The sequence below is a fragment of the Chitinophaga solisilvae genome (genome assembly GCF_009928525.1).
Taxonomy (GTDB): domain Bacteria; phylum Bacteroidota; class Bacteroidia; order Chitinophagales; family Chitinophagaceae; genus Chitinophaga; species Chitinophaga solisilvae.
The window spans coordinates 137,814-155,408 of record NZ_JAABOK010000012.1; the positions used below are offsets into that span (position 1 = coordinate 137,814).

Sequence of the window (17,595 nt, forward strand, 5' to 3'; positions counted from 1 at the left end):
TTCGCTTTTATCTTCGTATTTATCTTCGCTTCTACATTCGTAATTCGCAATTCGTAATTCGCAATTATTTATTCCATGCTTTATTTCAGCTGAAACGCCAATATCCCCAACGGTACTTTCGCATTTGCATCTGTTGCTTTTATTTTAAAATACAAATGATGTGGTTTGCCGTCGGTGATGGCGCCAAAGGTGATAGTGGCCTTGTTAGGGGCTTTGGGTATGGCGCCGGGGCCAATGGTAACTGCGCCGAGGCGGGTACCGTTGGCGTTGTCGGTGAATGCTTCTACGATATAGCCTTGCTGTGGTGTTTCCTGCACCATGTAGATAATGTCTATGCCGGTTACGGCGGTGAGGTCCAGGTTGTTGAAAGTGGCCCATCCTTCTGCGGTGGCGGGGATGAGGAATTTCATGTTATCCATCTGGAAGACGGAAACGCCGTCGGCTTTGCTGTAGTTGGCTGCTGCCAGTTTAGGGTTGAGCAGTTGAGCGGTAGCAGTGCCGGTGATAGGTTTGATGCCGGGGCCGCCCTTATCGGTGTAGCTGGCCAGAATTTGCAGCACGCCGTTATCTTTCAGCTCCTGGTTCATGGTAGGGCTGATGCTGCCTTTAACGGGCAGGGAGGTAACTTTGGGGGTATTGCCGCCGAGGGAATAGATGTATTCCACCAGCTGGCGCGCTTCCCCGACGGATATGCCGGGATGTGCAGCCATGGCTGTTTCGCCCCATACGCCACCACCGCCGCTGATAATTTTTTTCGCGAGCATCTCAGGGGCAGCCGGATCGTTTTTATACTTTTCGGCTACCTGTTTAAAGGAGGGTCCGATAGATTTTTCATCTGTTTTATGACAGGTTTTACAGTCGGAAACATCCATGATGTTTTTACCGGCGATAGCGCCGGTGATGACCTGGTGCCCCTGCGGTGCGCTGGCTTTGTCGCGGCCTTCGATGTAATCTGCTTTTACGAATATGTTGGCAGCATCCAGTTTGCCGGAGGCGCTGGAACCATCTTCCCTGTCGTTGATGAATATGTTGTAGCGTACCTGCTGACCGGGGAAGTAGAACATTTTATTGCCTTCGATATTGATTTTTACTTCAGGTGTTTCGTTGCCGGCGTACAGGGTGATTTCGCGGCTTTTCGTTTTCAGTCCTTTGCCGTCAGATACCTCCACGTATACGGTGTATTCGCCGGCGGTGGTGTAGCTGTAATCAACGGAAGGTGCTGTTGTTTCCTTTTTGTTGCCGTTACCGAAATACCAGAGATAGGTGAGTTGGTCGCCATCCGGGTCGGCGGCGCCGTCGGCTGTGAGTTTCACTTTAAACGGCAGTGCGCCGGTGAGGCGGTTCACCTGTATGTCTGCAACTGGCGCGCGGTTGCCACCGTTGTAATCGATGCGGGCGAGGCCGGCGTCGGCGTTTTTGCTGAACCATCCGTTACCGTATTCGAGTACGTATAACCGGCCGTCGGGGCCCATTTCCATGTCTATCGGTGCATTCAGCTTAGTATGCGGCATAAACTTTTCCATTTTGGAAAAGTTGCCGTTGGTGTCCATGGTAACGGCCATGATCCATCCGCGTATCCAGTCATAGATAAAGAGTTTGCCGTTATAGTAGTCCGGGAAACGTGTTTCTTTCGGATAGAATTCGCTGTAGTAAACGGGGCCTGCTTCTGCGTTACGTCCGCCGCTGCCGACTATCGGGAACTCGTCAGATTTACCGTAAGGATACCAGATGAAGGCGGGAACTGCGGGTGGCAGTTCTTTGAGGCCGGTATTGTTACGGGAGTTGTTGATGGGTTTCAGCGGATCGTAGGCGGGGCCAGTTTCCCCGGTTTCGTAGTTGTATGGGTGATATGCTTTGTTGTTGGCGATGAACATCGGATAGCCGTAGTTACCGGGCTTTTTAGCCTGGTTTACTTCATCGTAGCCGCGGGGGCCGCGGTTCGGGTCATCGTTGCTGGCGTCGGGGCCTACTTCTCCCCAGTACAGGTAATTTGTTTTTCTGTCTACGGAAATACGATATGGGTTGCGGGTACCCATGACGTAAATTTCCGGGCGTGTGTTGGGCGTCCCTTTCGGGAACAGGTTACCTTCAGGGATGGTATAGGAGCCGTCGGGTTCTACTTTAATACGCAGGATTTTTCCGCGCAGATCGTTGGTATTGGCGGAAGAGCGGCGTCCGTCGTATTGTTGGTGACCGGGCCGGTCGTCCGTAGGGCCGTAACCGTTACTCACATATTGCTGTCCGGCTTCATCGAATGGCGTGGTATTATCGCCGGTGGAGAGGTAGAGCAGTTTATCCGGGCCGAAGGTGATGGAGCCGCCGGTATGGCAGCAGATATCACGCTGGGAATAGAACTGCAGGATAACTTTTTCGGAAGACATATCCAGTTTGTTGTTTTCAAACTTAAACCGGGAGAGGCGGTTTACGGAAGTATCTGCCGGGGAGTACATGAGGTAGAGGTAGTGGTTGTCTTTGAAGTCGGGGTCTGCGGCGAGGCCGAGGAATCCTTCTTCAGCATTCACATTGGGTACTTCTGTTTTGAAGTAGACCTTCAGGAATCCAACCTGGGTAAGCGTTTTGTCAGCCTGTTTATAGAGCAGCAGTTCGCCGCGGCGCTGAGCCACGAGTATGTCCAGGTTAGGGAGTATGGTCATTTCCGTTGGTTCAAAGAACTGGCCGGAGGTGAGCATCTGTTTGGTAAAGCGGTTTTCGTCGGTTGTGCGGAGTGTTTTGGCGGCGCTGTAGTCCAGCACCTGATTTTTACCGATCGCGTATTGGATACCGCCGAGGATATGTTTCAGGAAGAGGCTGTCGGAGTAGCATTCTTCCGTGTGTCCGAGTGCGGTGTAGAAGGCGCGTCCGCCGTCGTAGTCATGGTACCAGCTCACGGGATGGTCGTTGCCCATGGCGCCGCCCTGGTATGATTGTTCATCTACTTTCATCAGCACGGTGGTGGTGGTATCACGTTGTTTGAAGTTGTACCATTCGTCGGTATGTTCAAACTGGTCCGGGAGTCCGGCGGTGGCGGGGAATGATTTGCTGACTACTTTTACGGTTGCCTTGTGGGTACCAGGCGGGTGGCTGAGGAAGTAGGCGCCTGCGAGGTGGTTGTACCATCCCCAGTCATATTCTGTATCGGTAGCGGCGTGGATGCCCACGTAGCCGCCACCTGCCTGTATATATCTTTCGAAGTCAGCTTCCTGTTCATTGTTCAGTACATCGCCGGTAGTGTTCAGGAATATCACGGCAGCGTATTGCTGCAGGGAATCTTCATTGAATCTTTCTGCATTCTCGGTAGTATCTACGAGGAAGCCGTTTTCCCTGCCCAGATGCTGTACTGCGTTGATACCGGCGGCGATAGAAGCATGGCGGAAGGCGGCTGTTTTGGTAAATACCAGCACCTTCGGTTGTCCGGGGCGTGTTTTCTGACAGCCTGCAATGCTGGCCAGCGCCAGTACTGCAAAGAGTTTGAGTATATGTTTCATAGCGGGATATTTACTTGATTTTAGCGATGCCCATCGTGTATTGAATACCGCCGAGCAGGTGTTTCAGGTACACCGGATCAGCGTAGGATTCTCTGGTGTGGCCCATTTCTGTATAGAATGAGCGGCCGCCTTCGAAGTTATGGTACCAGCACATGGGATGGTTGTCGCCGTTCTTTCCGCCTTCATAGGTGCTTTCATCTATTTTGATGAGCACATGTACATCAGGATTCAGGTCTTTGAAGTTGTACCATTCGTCCTTGCGTATCCATTCATCCGGCAGGTCTTTGGTGGCGGGATGGTTATGGTCTGTCACGCGCAACGTAGCTTGCTGCTGGTGCGGATGACTGAGAAACCAGGCGCCGGCGAGCCTGTTATACCAGGGCCAGTCGTACTCCGTATCTGTAGCCGCATGGATGCCCATCCATCCGCCGCCCTGGTGAATATAGTTTTCAAATGCCTGCTGTTGCTCATTGTTCAGCACATCGCCGGTAGTACAGCTGAAAACTACTGCTGCATATTTTTTCAGATTAGCGGTTGTAAATACGGATGCATCTTCCGTGGTATCAACTTCGAATCCATTCGCTTTTCCCAGCTGCATAATCGCTGCTTTCGCCAGCGGAATACAGTCATGACGGAATCCGGTTGTTTTGGAAAATACCAGTATCTTTTTAGCCTTATGCTTATGCACAGCCAGCACGGAAGTGGTGAGGAGCAGTGCGGTAATAAAAGCGGTGATTGTTTTCATGGTGGAAAATGATGAGAAAGAATTACGAATTACGAATTGCGAATTACGAATGAAGAGCGAAGATGAAAGCGGAAAAAGAATTTACATCTCCGCTTTCATCTTCGTTCTTCATTCGTAATTCGCAATTCGTAATTCGTAATTAAATTAAAGTAATTTGATCTTAACATTCCTGTACCACACCGCATCTCCATGATCCTGCAGTGCAATGCGGCCTTTGGAATATTTACCGAATCCCTGCCAGTCTTTGAATTTGCTGCTGGCAACGAGGGTGTCCCATTCGGGTGTCCCGATGGTGGTTTCAACTGTTTTTACGCCGTTGAGCCAGAGGGTAAGGTGACCATCTTTTTTGATGATGCGGGCGGTATTCCATTCGCCAACGGGTTTAACGGCTTTCTGCGCTGATTTTTTCAGGTCGTAGAGGTCGCCGGCGTTGTGTTTGGTAATTTTTCCGTCCGGGTGTTTATCATCATCGAGGACCTGCATTTCAGGGCCGGTCAGATAGGTAGCTTTAAAGGAAGGATCTTCGTGAACGCTGAAGATGATACCGCTGTTACCGCCGGAAGATATTTTCCAGTCGATGCTTAGTTCATAATTTTCATATTCATCGTTGGTCACGAGGTCGCCGCCGGGGGCGCCGTTCTTTTTGGCCTGCTGGTCCAGTTCCAGCGCGCCGTTAGCCACTCTCCAGGCGGGGCTGGCAGCGTCTTTGAGATAGGTATGCCATCCGTTGGTGGTTTTACCATCGAACAGGAGCTGCCATCCTTCTTTTTTCTCTTTGGCAGAGAGGCTGTTGGCTTTCTGGGCTTTCACTGCAGTAGCGCTGGTGACAGCGCCGAGCAGCAAAGCTCCCATGATTACTTTTTTCATTTACTGCTGGTTGTGAGATGAGGAATTATTTACCGGATAATGATAAGATATAGCTTACCATTTCTTTTGCATCTTCCTGGGAGATGTTCGGGTGCGGGAGCATGGCTACGTCGCCCCAGTTGCCGGAACCGCCTTTGATTACCTTCTGCGCCAGTTTATCGATGTTTTCCGGAGTGTTCGGGTATTTACCGGCGATGTCTTTCAGGGAAGGTCCTACCACTTTCATTTCTTCCTTGTGGCAGGTTTTACAATCGCTTTCGGCCATCAGCGTTTCGCCTTTGCTGGCAGGTTTGCCGGCATTGGGTGATACCATTGAGTTATCTGCAGCTGCACTTTCCTGGCTGCTTTGCTTCGTCTCCGTTTTGTTCTCTCCACCACCGCAGGCTGCAAAAAATAATGCTCCTGCCATAACCAGATACCATTTTTTCATTTTGTTATTTTTTTATTTTGTTATTTCCTTATTTTCTTGTGTTTTATTGATTTGAGCATAGGGAGAGTGGAACAAAAGGCGATCCAAATCTCAAATAATCAAATAATCACATTCTCAACTGCCTGCAACGTAAGCATGGAACAAAAGGTGATCCAAATCTCAAATAATCAAATAATCACATGATTAAATGCCTAGTATGCGTTTGTTGAAAGCTTCGTCGGTAGCGGCTCCTGCGAAGTCGTCGAAGGCTTTTTCGGTGACTCTGATGATATGATCTTTAATGAAGGGGGCGCCTTCCCTTGCGCCGTCTTCGGGATGTTTCATGCAGCATTCCCATTCCATGACGGCCCATCCGGCGAAGTCATATTGGGTGAGTTTACTGAAAACGGATTTGAAGTCTACCTGTCCGTCGCCGAGGGAGCGGAATCTGCCGGGGCGGTCTATCCATGCCTGGTATCCGCCGTATACGCCGGAGCGGCCGGTAGGGTTGAATTCCGCGTCTTTTACGTGGAAGGCCTTTATCCTTTCGTGGTAGATATCGATATACTGGAGATAGTCCAGGCATTGCAGTACGAAGTGGCTGGGATCGTAGAGCAGGCAGGCGCGGGAGTGGTTGCCTGCGGCTTCGAGGAAGCGTTCGTAGCTGGCGCCGTCGTGCAGATCTTCGCCGGGATGTATTTCGTAGCAGAGGTCTATGCCATTGGCGTCGAATTCGTTGAGGATGGGAGTCCAGCGACGGGCCAGTTCAGCGAATCCGGCTTCCACCAGACCTGCGGGGCGTTGCGGCCATGGATACATGGCAGGGGCCCAGAGCAGCGCGCCGCTGAAGGTGGCGCAGGCGTTGAGTCCGAGGTTACGGCTCGCGCGTGCAGCATATTTCAGCTGGCTGACGGCCCACTCCGTACGTGCGTTCAGGTTATTGCGGTATTGTTCCGGTGCAAAGCCGTCGAACATTTCGCTGAAGGCCGGGTTAACGGCTACCAGCTGTCCTTGCAGGTGGGTGCTCAGTTCGGTGATTTCCAGTCCGGCTGCATTCACAATACCTTTGATTTCGTCTGCATAGGTCTGGCTTTCCGCCGCCTGTTGCAGGTTAATCAGGCGGGTTTCCCAGGAGGGAATCTGTACGCCTTTGAAGCCGAGGGATGCGGCCCATTCACAGATGGATTTCAGACTGTTGAAAGGCGCTTCATCTCCCATGAACTGCGCCAGAAATATACCAGGCCCTTTTATAGTTTTCATATAGTCGTTCTTGTTAGATCTCGAAATTCGTCCATTTTACATCACTTTGCGAAGAGCGCACCACATTATCGATGAAGGCCATGCCACGTACGCCTTCAACGACACCGGGGAAGTCCAGTGACTCCGGTGAAGGTTGAACGCCGTCGATTTTAGCGGATAATGTCTGTGCGAAGTTGCGGTACAGGTTACCGAATGCTTCCAGGTAACCTTCCGGATGGCCGCCCGGGGTGCGGGTGTTGTGGGTCATGTAGGAAGACTGGAATGTGTAGCCGGAGCCTGCGCGGTAAATTTCGGTGGGTTTATCCAGCCATTTTACCAGCAGGGTGTTGGGTTCGTGCTGTGCCCATTCCAGGCCGCCTTTTTCACCGTATATTCTGATCTTCAAAGCATTTTCTTCTCCGGCAGCCACCTGTGAGGCCATGAGTACGCCGGCAGCGCCGTTGTCGAAACGGAGCAGTACTGCGCCGTCGTCGTCCAGTGCGCGGCCTGGTACGAGGATGTTGAGGTCGGCGCAGAGTTTTTCAATTTTTGCGCCGCTGATGTATTCGGCCAGGTTGGCGGCATGTGTGCCGATGTCGCCCATCGCGCCGGCTTTACCGGATTTGGTAGGGTCTGTTCTCCAGGCTGCCTGCGCATTGCCTTCTCTTTCACTCAGTTTGCTGAGCCAGCCCTGCGGATATTCCACCCATACCTTGCGGATTTTTCCCAGCGCGCCGTCTTTCACCATCTGGCGTGCCTGTTTTACCATGGGGTAACCGGTGTAGGTATGTGTGAGCAGTAAGGTAAGTCCGGTAGCTTCCACTTTCGCCTGCAGCTGTTTGGCTTCTTCCAGGGAGAAGGTGATCGGCTTTTCGATGACAACGTTGAAACCCAGGTCCAGGGCCATCATGGCAGGTTCAAAGTGAGCGAAGTTAGGAGTCACGATAGTCACGAAGTCCAGGCGTTTATCAGCCGGCATGGCAGCTTCCTGCTGCAGCATCGTTTTGAAATCGGTGTAGGTGCGCGCCGGGTCCAGGAACAGCATCTTTCCGGATTCAATAGCCACTTCATTATTGATGCTGAGTGCACCGGCCACGAGTTCAATAAGCCCGTCCATATTGGCGGCGATACGGTGGATAGCTCCAATGAAGGCGTCTTTTCCGCCTCCGATCATTCCCATTCTTAACTTGCGGTTCATCTTGCTGGTAGTTATTTAAGTTCTCAATATTTTAAATCGCAACTGCTGAATAATTGTCTCCCCGGTAAAACCTGTGCTGCTGCCTGTTCCCGGAGGAATGGAATACAGCCGGATGAAGGTAAGGGGGAGTGAAAACAGATTTGAATGTATGCCTCAACACCTGAAAAAAGGCAAGATAGCAGCAACAGACAATATTTCTGTACCGCCCATAATATTTATCCGGGGCAGTACCTGTGAATGGCCGCCATGTCAGCGCTGACATCCCGTATCAGTCTTGTAGTGATGAACGCCGGACAACTGAAATGAAGCAGCTGTGCCGGCTGATTAGCTATTGTCATAACGTGGAAGTTTATAAATTAAAGATTATGCTGTAATAGCCACTAAATTTATAAAAAGTATTTGCATAATTTCAATTTTTACGGGTAAAACATCATTTTTTTTGAAAATTTCCTTTTCGCGCTGTAATGGGCTATCTTAGCCGGCATATGAACCATAATAAAGCTACATGATTTTATGATCGGGGGCTTGTACAGTGACGAGGTGTTACGTGGCCTGCAGGCCAGGGACCGTGCGGTTTTTGCACGGGTGTACGAGCATTTTTATCCCGTACTTTTCGCTACGGCCTGTAAATACCTGAAAGACAGGGCACAGGCGGAAGAGGTTATCCAGGATGTTTTTCTGAAGCTCTGGGAGAAGGATTTCCGGCTGGAACATGCGGCCGCGCTGAAAAGTTATCTTTTCCGCGCTGTCATCAATCAGTCGCTGAACAGCCTGCAACGCAACCGGAGGACGGAAGACCATCATTCCGCGCTGCAATATTTACAGGAAGAAAGTTATCTCTGTACGTTTATAGAAGAGCAGGAACTGCGCGAACGTATCCACTATGCTGTAGAGAAACTGCCGGAACAATGCCGGCGTATTTTTAAACTGAGCCGGTATGAAGGCTTTAAGAACAATGAAATAGCCCATCAGCTCGACTTATCCGTTAAAACGGTGGAAAATCAGATGACCATTGCACTGAAGCAGCTGCGCGCTGCCCTGCTGGATCATCCGGAAAAACCTATATCTGCCGGCAGCCGGCTACGGTTGCTGGTCTGGCTGGCATAAAAAATATTTTCCGGCGCTTTGGGGGTAAACCTTTGTCGATTTGTCTCAGCAAATGAGCGTTTCCTTTTTTTCGTAAGATGAAAAAACCAACCGACCATTTTTCTTTCATGCTGATGTGCCTGCAGTCTCCGCAGGACGAAACGTTACAGGCACAACTGAAGGAAAGGCTTACTGCAGATGCGGAAGCGCGCCAACTATACGGGGAGCTGAAAAGGCTGTGGGAGCTGGCTCCGGGAGCTGCTTATTTTGAAGAAGCAGATGCTCCCGCCGCCACGCAGCGGTTTCTTGATCAGCTGGCCCTGTTGCCTGCTGCCACGCCTGTCGTAACTATGCCTTCATACCGCCGCCGGCGCTATATTGCCGCCGCTGCCGCAGTGCTGCTGCTGGCGGCAGGCGCCGCCTGGTGGAATATGCAGCACCGGGAAGTACAATGGCTCAGCAAAGCCACCGGCCCCCAGGCCGATTCCCTGCTGCTGCCGGATGGTTCTGCCATCTATCTCAACAAAAATTCGGTTGTTCTATATCCTGCCACCTTCAACATCAACAGGCAGGTACATTTGCAGGCCGGTGAAGCATTTTTCAGCATTGCCGCCGATCCTGTTCATCCCTTTACCGTGGAGAGCGGCCTGGCGCAGATTCATGTGCTGGGCACCTCCTTCAACGTAAAAAATGCCGCAGGAAATGTACACGTCTTTGTACAAAGCGGCAGCATCGCCGTAGCCGGAGAACATGAGCAGGGCAGCCTGCGCCTCCGCGCCGGCCAGGCAGCTACCATCCCTGCGAACGGTGGCGCTGCCATGGCAGACAGCAGCGCATCGCCCAACCAGATGGCCTGGCGTACACACGACCTGCTGTTCGAAGACGCCTCACTGCAGGAAGTATGCGCAGCGCTGTCAGCATATTATCAGACCAATATCATCGCAGGAACACCAACGAATCAACAGCGCAGATTTAACGCACATTTTAACAATATGAAGCTGGACGATGTACTGCAGACATTATCCGCATTATACGATTACAAATTTGAAAAGAGGAACGACACTATTTATGTAAAGTAAGACAACTGAACACTGTAGGCTTTATAGGACCACCACCAACAGACTATTGCCAACCAAAATTGATTAGCCTAATGCTAAACCGCTTTATCCATGACTAAAAATTACGTACAGTTTATTTATCAACGCTGGCGCAATGTATCGGGCACACTCCTGCTGGCAGCCCTGATAGCTGCCGCCAGCCCGGCACAGGCACAGGATGACTCATTCGCGCTCAACAGAAAAGTAACTGTTTCAGCTACCAATCAGCCAATTGCCGTAGTATTGTCAGCAATCGAGAAACAAACCAACCTGAACTTCGTTTACGACGGCAGCCAGATCAGCAGGTCCCAGTCAGTTACCGTACGCGCCAACGGCGCTGCACTGCGGGAAGTACTGCATGACATCTTTCAGGATGATGTAAAATATACCGTGGTCGGCAACCAGGTAATTGTAAAGAATAAATCGCCGAAACCCGCTGCCACAGCACCGGTGAAAACGACGCAACAGGCAGAAATTATTACCGTTACGGGCATCGTTGGTCTGAAAGACAGCAAAGGTCAGGTACAGCACATCCCCGGCGTTACCGTCAGGGTAAAAGGGAAAAGCACTGGTACCCATACCGATGCCGCAGGAAGATTTACCCTTTCCGCCGATGAGAATGCCGTACTGCTGATTAGTTATGTCGGCTACAAATCTGTGGAAATACCGGTATCAAATCGTACAACCATTAACGTTATACTGGAAGAAGATGCTTCCAAAATAAAGGAGGTAGTGGTAACAGGTATCTATGAAAGAACCAGGGAGAGCTTTACGGGATCTGCATCTACCTATACCGCCAGGGAACTGAAACAGGTGGGCAACCAGAACGTAATCCAGAGCCTGCGCTCCCTGGACCCCGCCTTCACCGTATTCGAAAATAACCTGATGGGCTCCAACCCCAACGTGATGCCTAACCTGGAGATACGTGGCAAAACCAGCGTCATAGGGCTGAAAGAGCAATACGGCACCGATCCTAACCAGCCACTCTTCATCCTCGACGGGTTTGAAACCAGCCTGCGTACCATCATAGACCTGGACATCAACCGTGTGGAAAGTGTAACCATCCTCAAAGATGCCGCTTCTACCGCTATCTATGGCTCCAAAGCGGCCAATGGCGTCATTGTTATCGAAACAAAGAAGCCGAAGCCCGGAGAACTGCGGGTATATTATACCAGCGATAACAGCGTTACAGCACCCGACCTGCATGATTACAACCTGATGAATGCTACTGAAAAACTGGAGTTTGAAAGAATTACCGGCAGATTCAGTGTAGGGCCTGGCTTTGAAAATGACCAGCACTCTCAGAAAGTACTGGATGCACTTTACAGTGAAAAGCTGGCATCTGTACTGAGCGGTGTGAATACCTACTGGCTCAGCGAGCCCGTACGCACCGGCTTTTCCACCGGTCATTCCCTTTACATAGAAGGAGGTGATAGCCAGATGCGTTACAGCGCCGGCGCCAATTACAAAAAAATCAACGGAGTAATGAAAGGCTCCGGACGCGACATCGGCGGGGCCAATGTTAAACTCTTCTACCGGAAAAATAAATTCAGCTTCAGTAATAATCTCTCCATCGGATTCTTTACAGGGAAAGAATCTCCCTATGGCTCTTTTGCAGAATTTGCCCTGGCAAATCCATATTACAGGAAAAGAAACGACGACGGTACTGTCCCTATGTTCCTGGATATAGCTTCCAAGCCCAGCGGCCGTTCCAATGATACCGCCTATAATCCGCTGTGGAATGCTTCGCTGAACAACTTCGACGTTTCCCGCAACTTCAATGTCATCAACAACTTCATGGCCGAATGGGATATTACGAGAGATGTCAGGCTGCGCGGCCGTTTGGGTATTACCAAAGAAGACCTGACACAGGAAATCTTCAAGGATGCCCGTCACACCATGTTCAGTAATAAATCTGTTTTTGAAAGAGGACAGTTTACCAACAGACGTACCGCTTCTTTCAACTACGACGGTGAACTGACTGCCACTTACGGTAAACTGATACGCGACCGCCATCAGCTGAATGCCGTAGCCGGCTGGAGATTCCAGCAGAACCGGATGACAGGCGACGGCTATAGTGTAACAGGTCTGCCGCCGGGAATTTCTTCTCCGGCATTTGCCGCCGGTTATCCGCAGGACGGAAAATCAACCTCCACGGAATCCACCACCCGCAGCACCAGCTTTTATTTCAATGCCGGCTATATGCTGGATAACCGTTATATGGCTGACGTGAACTTCCGGATGGATGGTTCTTCCATCTTCGGCGCCAACAACCTGTTTACTACCTCCTGGTCCGTAGGTCTTTCCTGGAACCTGCATAAGGAAGCCATGCTGCAGGATGTCAGCTGGATCAACTTCCTGAAAATACGTGGCTCCGTGGGTACGCCGGGTAATCAGAACTTCTCTACCTATCAGTCTTTCACCACCTATATCTACAACGTTAAAACCATTAATGATTTCGGCCTGGGCGCGGTGATAGACGGATTCGGAAATCCCGACCTGCTGTGGCAGAAAACACTGGATAAGAACATCGGTGCTGATATCATCCTCTTCAACAACCGCCTGAAAATTAATGCAGACGTATATAATCGCGTAACAGACCCGCTGGTGGCGCGTATCAGCGTACCGGTATCTGTTGGTACCGACGCCTACTTCACTAACCTGGGCAAACAGGTCGGCAACGGTTACAACTTCATGGTAAGCGTGTTCCCTGTCAGCAAGCCGGCAGAGCGCATTAACTGGGCTATCAACTTCTCCGCAAAGCATGAGAATGCCCATTATGCAAACATGAACAACAAACTGGAGTCCATGAACAAGGAAAACCGCTCCCGCAACCTGGAACGCTATTACGATGGCGGCAGCCCTACCGCTTTATGGGCTGTGCGTTCTGCAGGTATTGATCCCGGCACCGGCAATGAGGTGCTGATTAAAAAAGATGGTACACTCACCTTCAACTACGATGCGAGAGATGAAGTAGTAGTGGGCGACCAACGCCCTAAACTGGAAGGAATCATGGGTACTACCGTGAACTACAAGGGCCTGTCACTGGGTATTTACCTGCGTTACCGCACCGGCGCCGACGTATTCAATGAAGCCCTGTATAAAAAAGTGGAGAACATCAATTCAACGGATATTAAGTTCAACCAGGACAGGCGCGCACTGTACGACCGCTGGCGCAATCCCGGTGATATTGCCCGTTTCCGCACTATTTCCATGACTGAAAATACCAATGCTATCAGGGCGAATGTACCGCCTATGACATCCCGTTTCGTAGAAAAGGAAAATACGCTGGCCGGCGAATCAATCAATATCGGATATGAATTCGGCCGGGAAGCCGTTAAGCACTGGCGGATGTCCTATCTGCGCCTGAATGCCTATATGAACGATATTTTCCGCATTTCTTCCATCAGGCGTGAACGTGGTATTGAATATCCTTTTGCCAATACAGTTTCCTTTTCTGTCAGCGTAGGTTTTTAATGATAAAATGTAAGTAACCATGAAAAAACATATATACATAGTCGTTATACTGTCACTGCTTGCAGGCGCTACTTCCTGTAAAAAATGGCTGGATGTAAAACCCCGTGATAAAGTAGTGGAGGATGACCTGTTCAGCAGCGAAGCCGGCTTTCTCACGGCATTGAACGGCGTATACCTGAATATGTGTGACAGTACCTCCTATGGCATGGAAATGACCATGCGGTTTACGGAAGTACTGGGACAGCGTTATAAAATTGCCAGCGATCATTACCTGTATCAGGTGAATAATTACCAGTATAAGGAACCGGCAGTACAGCAGCGGATTTCCTCCGTATGGCGCAGCGCCTATGCCAACGTAGCCAACCTCAATGTATTAATTGATAAAGCGAATGCCAGGCGTAATGTTTTATCCGTGAATCATTATAACTGGATAAAAGGAGAAGCCATGGCGCTGCGGGCATTCCTGCAGTTTGATATACTCCGTCTTTTCGGGCCTGTGTACAGCAAGGATTCCAGCCTGCGCTGCATTCCTTACTATACCACTTTCAGTACACAGTACAATCCTTTACTGAAAGGCAGCGAGGCGATGGTGAAAATACTGAACGACCTGGATAGCGCTGCCATCCTGCTGAAGGATGAACCGGTAGTAACAGGTAACACAGATGGCACCGGCTGGGGCAGCCGCCGGTTACGTATGAATTACTATGCGGTAAAAGCGCTTACCGCCAGGGCGTGCCTGTATCGCGGCGATAAAGCCAGCGCGCTGCAGCAGGCTAAAGAAGTAATCCGGCAGGCAGATGTTTTATTCCCCTTTGTGAAACTGAATGCTATTGTGGGAGAAGTAAAGAACCCTGACAGGGTATTTTCTACAGAATTGATTTTCGCGTTAAGGGACCTGCGTCTGAACAGTACCTACAGGCGTCTGTTTGATCCTGCATTGCCGGAGATAACCATATTATATACTGCCCAGAGCCGGCTCACTACCGAGTTTGAAAGCAATACCAACGATTACCGCTATGGTAATATGTGGATGCAGCCCGGCTCCAACCAGAAATCCTACCGTTGCTTTTATAAGTACGCAGATGTGGAAGAGTTTTCGAAGCCTTTCCGCAACCTGATCCCGCTTATCAGGGTGAGTGAAATGTATTTCATTGCGGCGGAATGCGAACCGGATCCGGCTGCCGCACTGGCCTACCTGAATATGGTACGTAAAAACCGTGGTATCAGCGATGCTCCGCCAACGGCTGCTATGAATACAGAGCTGCAGAAAGATTACAGGCGCGAATTCTATGGCGAAGGGCAGATGTTCTTCTGGTATAAGCGCAATGCTACCGGCAGTGTTCCCGCCGGCTCCGGCTCCGGAAATGTGGCGATGACCGCCAGCCAGTACGTAGTGCCTTTGCCGGACAGTGAAACACAGTACAGAGATTGATCAATCAACTAAAATCATTTCTTATGAACAGAATATTATACTGCATAATGCTATTGCTGCTGATGCAGGCGTGTAAGAAATCAGAGATTCCTTTTTATTCAGGAAGCAGTGATATATACTTCTCCGTTATAAATCAGCAGTCGAGGCTGAGTATAGATACTACTGCCATTACCTTCTCCTATAATCCCGAACGGAATGATTCGGTGATACTGCTGCCTGTGCGTATCCTGGGACCTGTATCACCGCAGGAAAGAGCTTTCCGGTGTGTGGTAATAGATACCGCGAAGGCTGCCGCCAAAGCCGGTGTGCATTATGACCTGCCTGCTGCTTTTGTCATCCCTGCCAATGCTGTCAGCACTACTATCCGGATGGTATTGCATAAAACAGCGGATATGCAGCAACAAAACTTCTCGGTAAGGCTGCAGCTGGAAGCCAATGAGCATTTTACCACCAATCTGAAGTATGCGGTAATCGATAGGGTGAACGACAGAAAAGTATTTCTGCAGCAGCATGTGGTTGTCATCAATGATATGCTCAGCAAGCCGCCTGACTGGCTGGATGATTATTACGGCGTATTTACCGCTAAAAAGTTACGGCTGATGTGCAGTATTCTTGAATTGCCGCTGAATAAGTTTGCGGGCCCTGTTAATAGTATTGAAATCAGCTACACCCGGTTTTATGCCAATACGCTGAAGCTGTATCTGAAAGACATGGAGCTGGCCGGTACGCCCGTAATGGAAGAGGATGGCTCTCCCATGAAACTTGGAAAATATATGCAGTAACAGGTCAAAAATTCAAACCGTCATGAAAAGAAATCATCTGAAACTATTGATGGCAGCGTTTTTTGTCTGCCTGCTCCATACCTCCTGCTATAAAGATCTGGGTAACTATGATTACCATGAAATCAACAGCATGGACAGTGTTACGAATATTAAGGGGGAGTACCTGATGCTGTTTAAAGATACGCTGCGTATTAATCCTAAGTTGTTTCCGACAATGGATAAAGACGTAAAGAAACGGTATTCCTTCCGCTGGGAAGCGCTGGTAGACGGCGTTACCAGGATTCCGGGCGACAGCTCCCTGTACCTGGTGGGAACGGGCCGCAACCTGGAATACCCGGTGGCATTGCGTCCTGCGGCATATGATATGTTTTACCGCGTAAAGGATGAAGAAACAGGCGTGGAGTGGTTATACCGGTTTAAGCTGAAGGTGCAGTCCGCCGTATATACCGGCTGGCTGGTATTATGTAATGTCAACGGCATGTCCAGGCTGGATATGATCTCTGTACTCGGAGACAGCAGCCGTGTTATCAACGACGTGCTGTCGTTTACCAATGCCGGTATACCGCCGCAGCCCTCGCCACGCCAGATTGTATTTGCCTACAGATCCAACGGTGATCAGATTTACCTGAATTCCGCTGCCGGTATTAACCGGCTGGATGGAGAAGGGCTTGGATGGAAGAGCACCTACAATATCCGTTACGAGATGCTGGTACCTGTTCCTGTGGAATATAAACCGGATTATTTTTATAATACCCCTAAATATCCGGGTATTGATTACCTGATAGAGGGCGACAGGGTGTATTTTCAGAATATTATGTACGGCATGAAGGGTTTTGGCGTAAGAATCAACCGGGTGGACGAAGAGAAGGATTTCTTTCAGCCGGCGCCTTTTATTGCCGGAGGAAATGATGCTGCCAACCTGTATGTGCTGTATGACAAAACCCAGCGGCGTTTTGTAACACATAATGCCCTCGCCAATAACTGCAGCAGCCTGGCCGATGGTACGCTGTTCAGCTATAAGACTGGCCGGGAGCTGGTATTCATGAGCAATACCAATTATAACGGCGGTGATATTTTTGCTATTATGAAAGATAATGCCGGTAAATACTACACTTACTGTTTCCGGGTTACCCGCAACGGAGTGGCGCAAAGCTATTATACCGAAATGACGGACGCCACGGATATTGGCCAGGCTGCCACATTTGCGGTGAGCAACCAGCTGGGATATATCTTCTATGCCGCTGGCGGGAAGCTGTACGAGTATGATGTGTTTACAAAGAAATCCTTTGTCATGGCTGATTTGGGTGATAAAAAGGTGTCTGTGCTGAAAACCTTTGACTTTGGTTTCGGCCGGTTCAAAGAACCTTATATCACTATTGGCCGGCAGCTGATTGTAGGTGCATATGATCCTTCACAGCCCGATGATGTGAACGGTACGCTGTACCGCTATAATATTCCTGCGCGTAATGAGCCGCTGGTGCTTGACAAATCCTTTACAGGACTGGGCAAGCCGGCAGATATTGCTTACCGCGAAAGATAAAGCCCGGATACCCTTTGCAGCCGCCGGCCAATGTTTTCACCATGAAAGCAGGAAGCCGGCGGTTGTCTGCTATTTAGCCGCAGACCCCAAAAGCTATTTATTATTCCACGGAATTATTACTAATTTTACCCTCCTTGATAAAGCGGCTACAACAAACTGACAGCTTGACAGTTCTGCTTTCCGAGCATAATATTTGAGTAACTTGTGTTCCCGTCTATCCAACTAGCTAAGCCCGCAG

Annotated in this window: 13 protein-coding genes; 6 read left to right on the forward strand and 7 right to left on the reverse strand. The window is 50.0% G+C overall.

Features of this window, described 5'->3' with window-relative positions; all coding sequences use genetic code 11:
- Positions 1-80: 80 nt before the first annotated feature.
- From GWG06_RS23075 to GWG06_RS30715, 7 genes are all read right to left on the reverse strand, one after another.
- On the reverse strand, positions 81-3,485 hold the full coding sequence (locus tag GWG06_RS23075) for a ThuA domain-containing protein (protein WP_160716295.1): 3,405 nt from the start codon (positions 3,483-3,485) through the stop codon (positions 81-83).
- A gap of 10 nt (positions 3,486-3,495) precedes the next feature.
- Positions 3,496-4,230, reverse strand: a complete 735-nt coding sequence (locus GWG06_RS23080; protein WP_160716297.1) for a ThuA domain-containing protein — start codon at positions 4,228-4,230, stop codon at positions 3,496-3,498.
- A gap of 144 nt (positions 4,231-4,374) precedes the next feature.
- A complete protein-coding gene (locus tag GWG06_RS23085; RefSeq protein WP_160716299.1) occupies positions 4,375-5,097 on the reverse strand; it encodes a 3-keto-disaccharide hydrolase in 723 nt (240 codons plus the stop codon).
- Positions 5,098-5,122: 25 nt separating this feature from the next.
- Positions 5,123-5,527 carry a c-type cytochrome gene (locus tag GWG06_RS23090; RefSeq protein ID WP_127037968.1) on the reverse strand — a complete coding sequence of 135 codons (405 nt, stop codon included), beginning with the start codon at positions 5,525-5,527 and terminating at the stop codon, positions 5,123-5,125.
- Positions 5,528-5,710: 183 nt separating this feature from the next.
- Entirely contained in the window at positions 5,711-6,766 is a 1,056-nt protein-coding gene (locus tag GWG06_RS23095) for a sugar phosphate isomerase/epimerase family protein (RefSeq protein WP_127037966.1), read from the reverse strand.
- A 13-nt stretch (positions 6,767-6,779) separates the two neighbouring features.
- Positions 6,780-7,943, reverse strand: coding sequence for a Gfo/Idh/MocA family protein (locus GWG06_RS23100; RefSeq protein ID WP_127037964.1), 1,164 nt, complete (start codon positions 7,941-7,943; stop codon positions 6,780-6,782).
- A gap of 215 nt (positions 7,944-8,158) precedes the next feature.
- Complete coding sequence (locus GWG06_RS30715) at positions 8,159-8,281, reverse strand: hypothetical protein (protein ID WP_262888718.1); 123 nt, start codon at positions 8,279-8,281, stop codon at positions 8,159-8,161.
- Between the two features lie 175 nt (positions 8,282-8,456).
- Here GWG06_RS30715 and GWG06_RS23105 point away from each other — a divergent pair, with 175 nt between their 5' ends.
- The 6 genes from GWG06_RS23105 to GWG06_RS23130 all read left to right on the forward strand — a co-directional run bounded on the left by GWG06_RS23105 (position 8,457) and on the right by GWG06_RS23130 (position 17,357).
- A complete protein-coding gene (locus GWG06_RS23105) occupies positions 8,457-9,050 on the forward strand; it encodes an RNA polymerase sigma-70 factor (protein ID WP_160716301.1) in 594 nt (197 codons plus the stop codon).
- Between the two features lie 77 nt (positions 9,051-9,127).
- Complete coding sequence (locus tag GWG06_RS23110) at positions 9,128-10,108, forward strand: FecR family protein (RefSeq protein WP_160716303.1); 981 nt, start codon at positions 9,128-9,130, stop codon at positions 10,106-10,108.
- A 90-nt stretch (positions 10,109-10,198) separates the two neighbouring features.
- Complete coding sequence (locus tag GWG06_RS23115) at positions 10,199-13,603, forward strand: SusC/RagA family TonB-linked outer membrane protein (RefSeq protein WP_160716305.1); 3,405 nt, start codon at positions 10,199-10,201, stop codon at positions 13,601-13,603.
- Positions 13,604-13,622: 19 nt separating this feature from the next.
- On the forward strand, positions 13,623-15,035 hold the full coding sequence (locus GWG06_RS23120) for a RagB/SusD family nutrient uptake outer membrane protein (RefSeq protein ID WP_127037956.1): 1,413 nt from the start codon (positions 13,623-13,625) through the stop codon (positions 15,033-15,035).
- Positions 15,036-15,058: 23 nt separating this feature from the next.
- On the forward strand, positions 15,059-15,817 hold the full coding sequence (locus tag GWG06_RS23125; RefSeq protein ID WP_127037954.1) for a DUF4843 domain-containing protein: 759 nt from the start codon (positions 15,059-15,061) through the stop codon (positions 15,815-15,817).
- Between the two features lie 22 nt (positions 15,818-15,839).
- Positions 15,840-17,357, forward strand: coding sequence for a PKD-like family lipoprotein (locus GWG06_RS23130; RefSeq protein ID WP_127037952.1), 1,518 nt, complete (start codon positions 15,840-15,842; stop codon positions 17,355-17,357).
- The last annotated feature ends 238 nt before the right edge of the window (positions 17,358-17,595 follow it).

Coding starts and splice junctions, on each gene's coding strand:
- GWG06_RS23085 (WP_160716299.1), bottom strand. CDS start 5,097: ATGAAAAAAGTAATCATGGGAGCTTTGCTGCTCGGCGCTGTCACCAGC.
- GWG06_RS23080 (WP_160716297.1), bottom strand. CDS start 4,230: ATGAAAACAATCACCGCTTTTATTACCGCACTGCTCCTCACCACTTCC.
- GWG06_RS23110 (WP_160716303.1), top strand. CDS start 9,128: ATGAAAAAACCAACCGACCATTTTTCTTTCATGCTGATGTGCCTGCAG.
- GWG06_RS23125 (WP_127037954.1), top strand. CDS start 15,059: ATGAACAGAATATTATACTGCATAATGCTATTGCTGCTGATGCAGGCG.
- GWG06_RS23100 (WP_127037964.1), bottom strand. CDS start 7,943: ATGAACCGCAAGTTAAGAATGGGAATGATCGGAGGCGGAAAAGACGCC.
- GWG06_RS23095 (WP_127037966.1), bottom strand. CDS start 6,766: ATGAAAACTATAAAAGGGCCTGGTATATTTCTGGCGCAGTTCATGGGA.
- GWG06_RS23130 (WP_127037952.1), top strand. CDS start 15,840: ATGAAAAGAAATCATCTGAAACTATTGATGGCAGCGTTTTTTGTCTGC.
- GWG06_RS23120 (WP_127037956.1), top strand. CDS start 13,623: ATGAAAAAACATATATACATAGTCGTTATACTGTCACTGCTTGCAGGC.
- GWG06_RS23090 (WP_127037968.1), bottom strand. CDS start 5,527: ATGAAAAAATGGTATCTGGTTATGGCAGGAGCATTATTTTTTGCAGCC.
- GWG06_RS23115 (WP_160716305.1), top strand. CDS start 10,199: ATGACTAAAAATTACGTACAGTTTATTTATCAACGCTGGCGCAATGTA.
- GWG06_RS23075 (WP_160716295.1), bottom strand. CDS start 3,485: ATGAAACATATACTCAAACTCTTTGCAGTACTGGCGCTGGCCAGCATT.
- GWG06_RS30715 (WP_262888718.1), bottom strand. CDS start 8,281: ATGACAATAGCTAATCAGCCGGCACAGCTGCTTCATTTCAGTTGTCCG.
- GWG06_RS23105 (WP_160716301.1), top strand. CDS start 8,457: ATGATCGGGGGCTTGTACAGTGACGAGGTGTTACGTGGCCTGCAGGCC.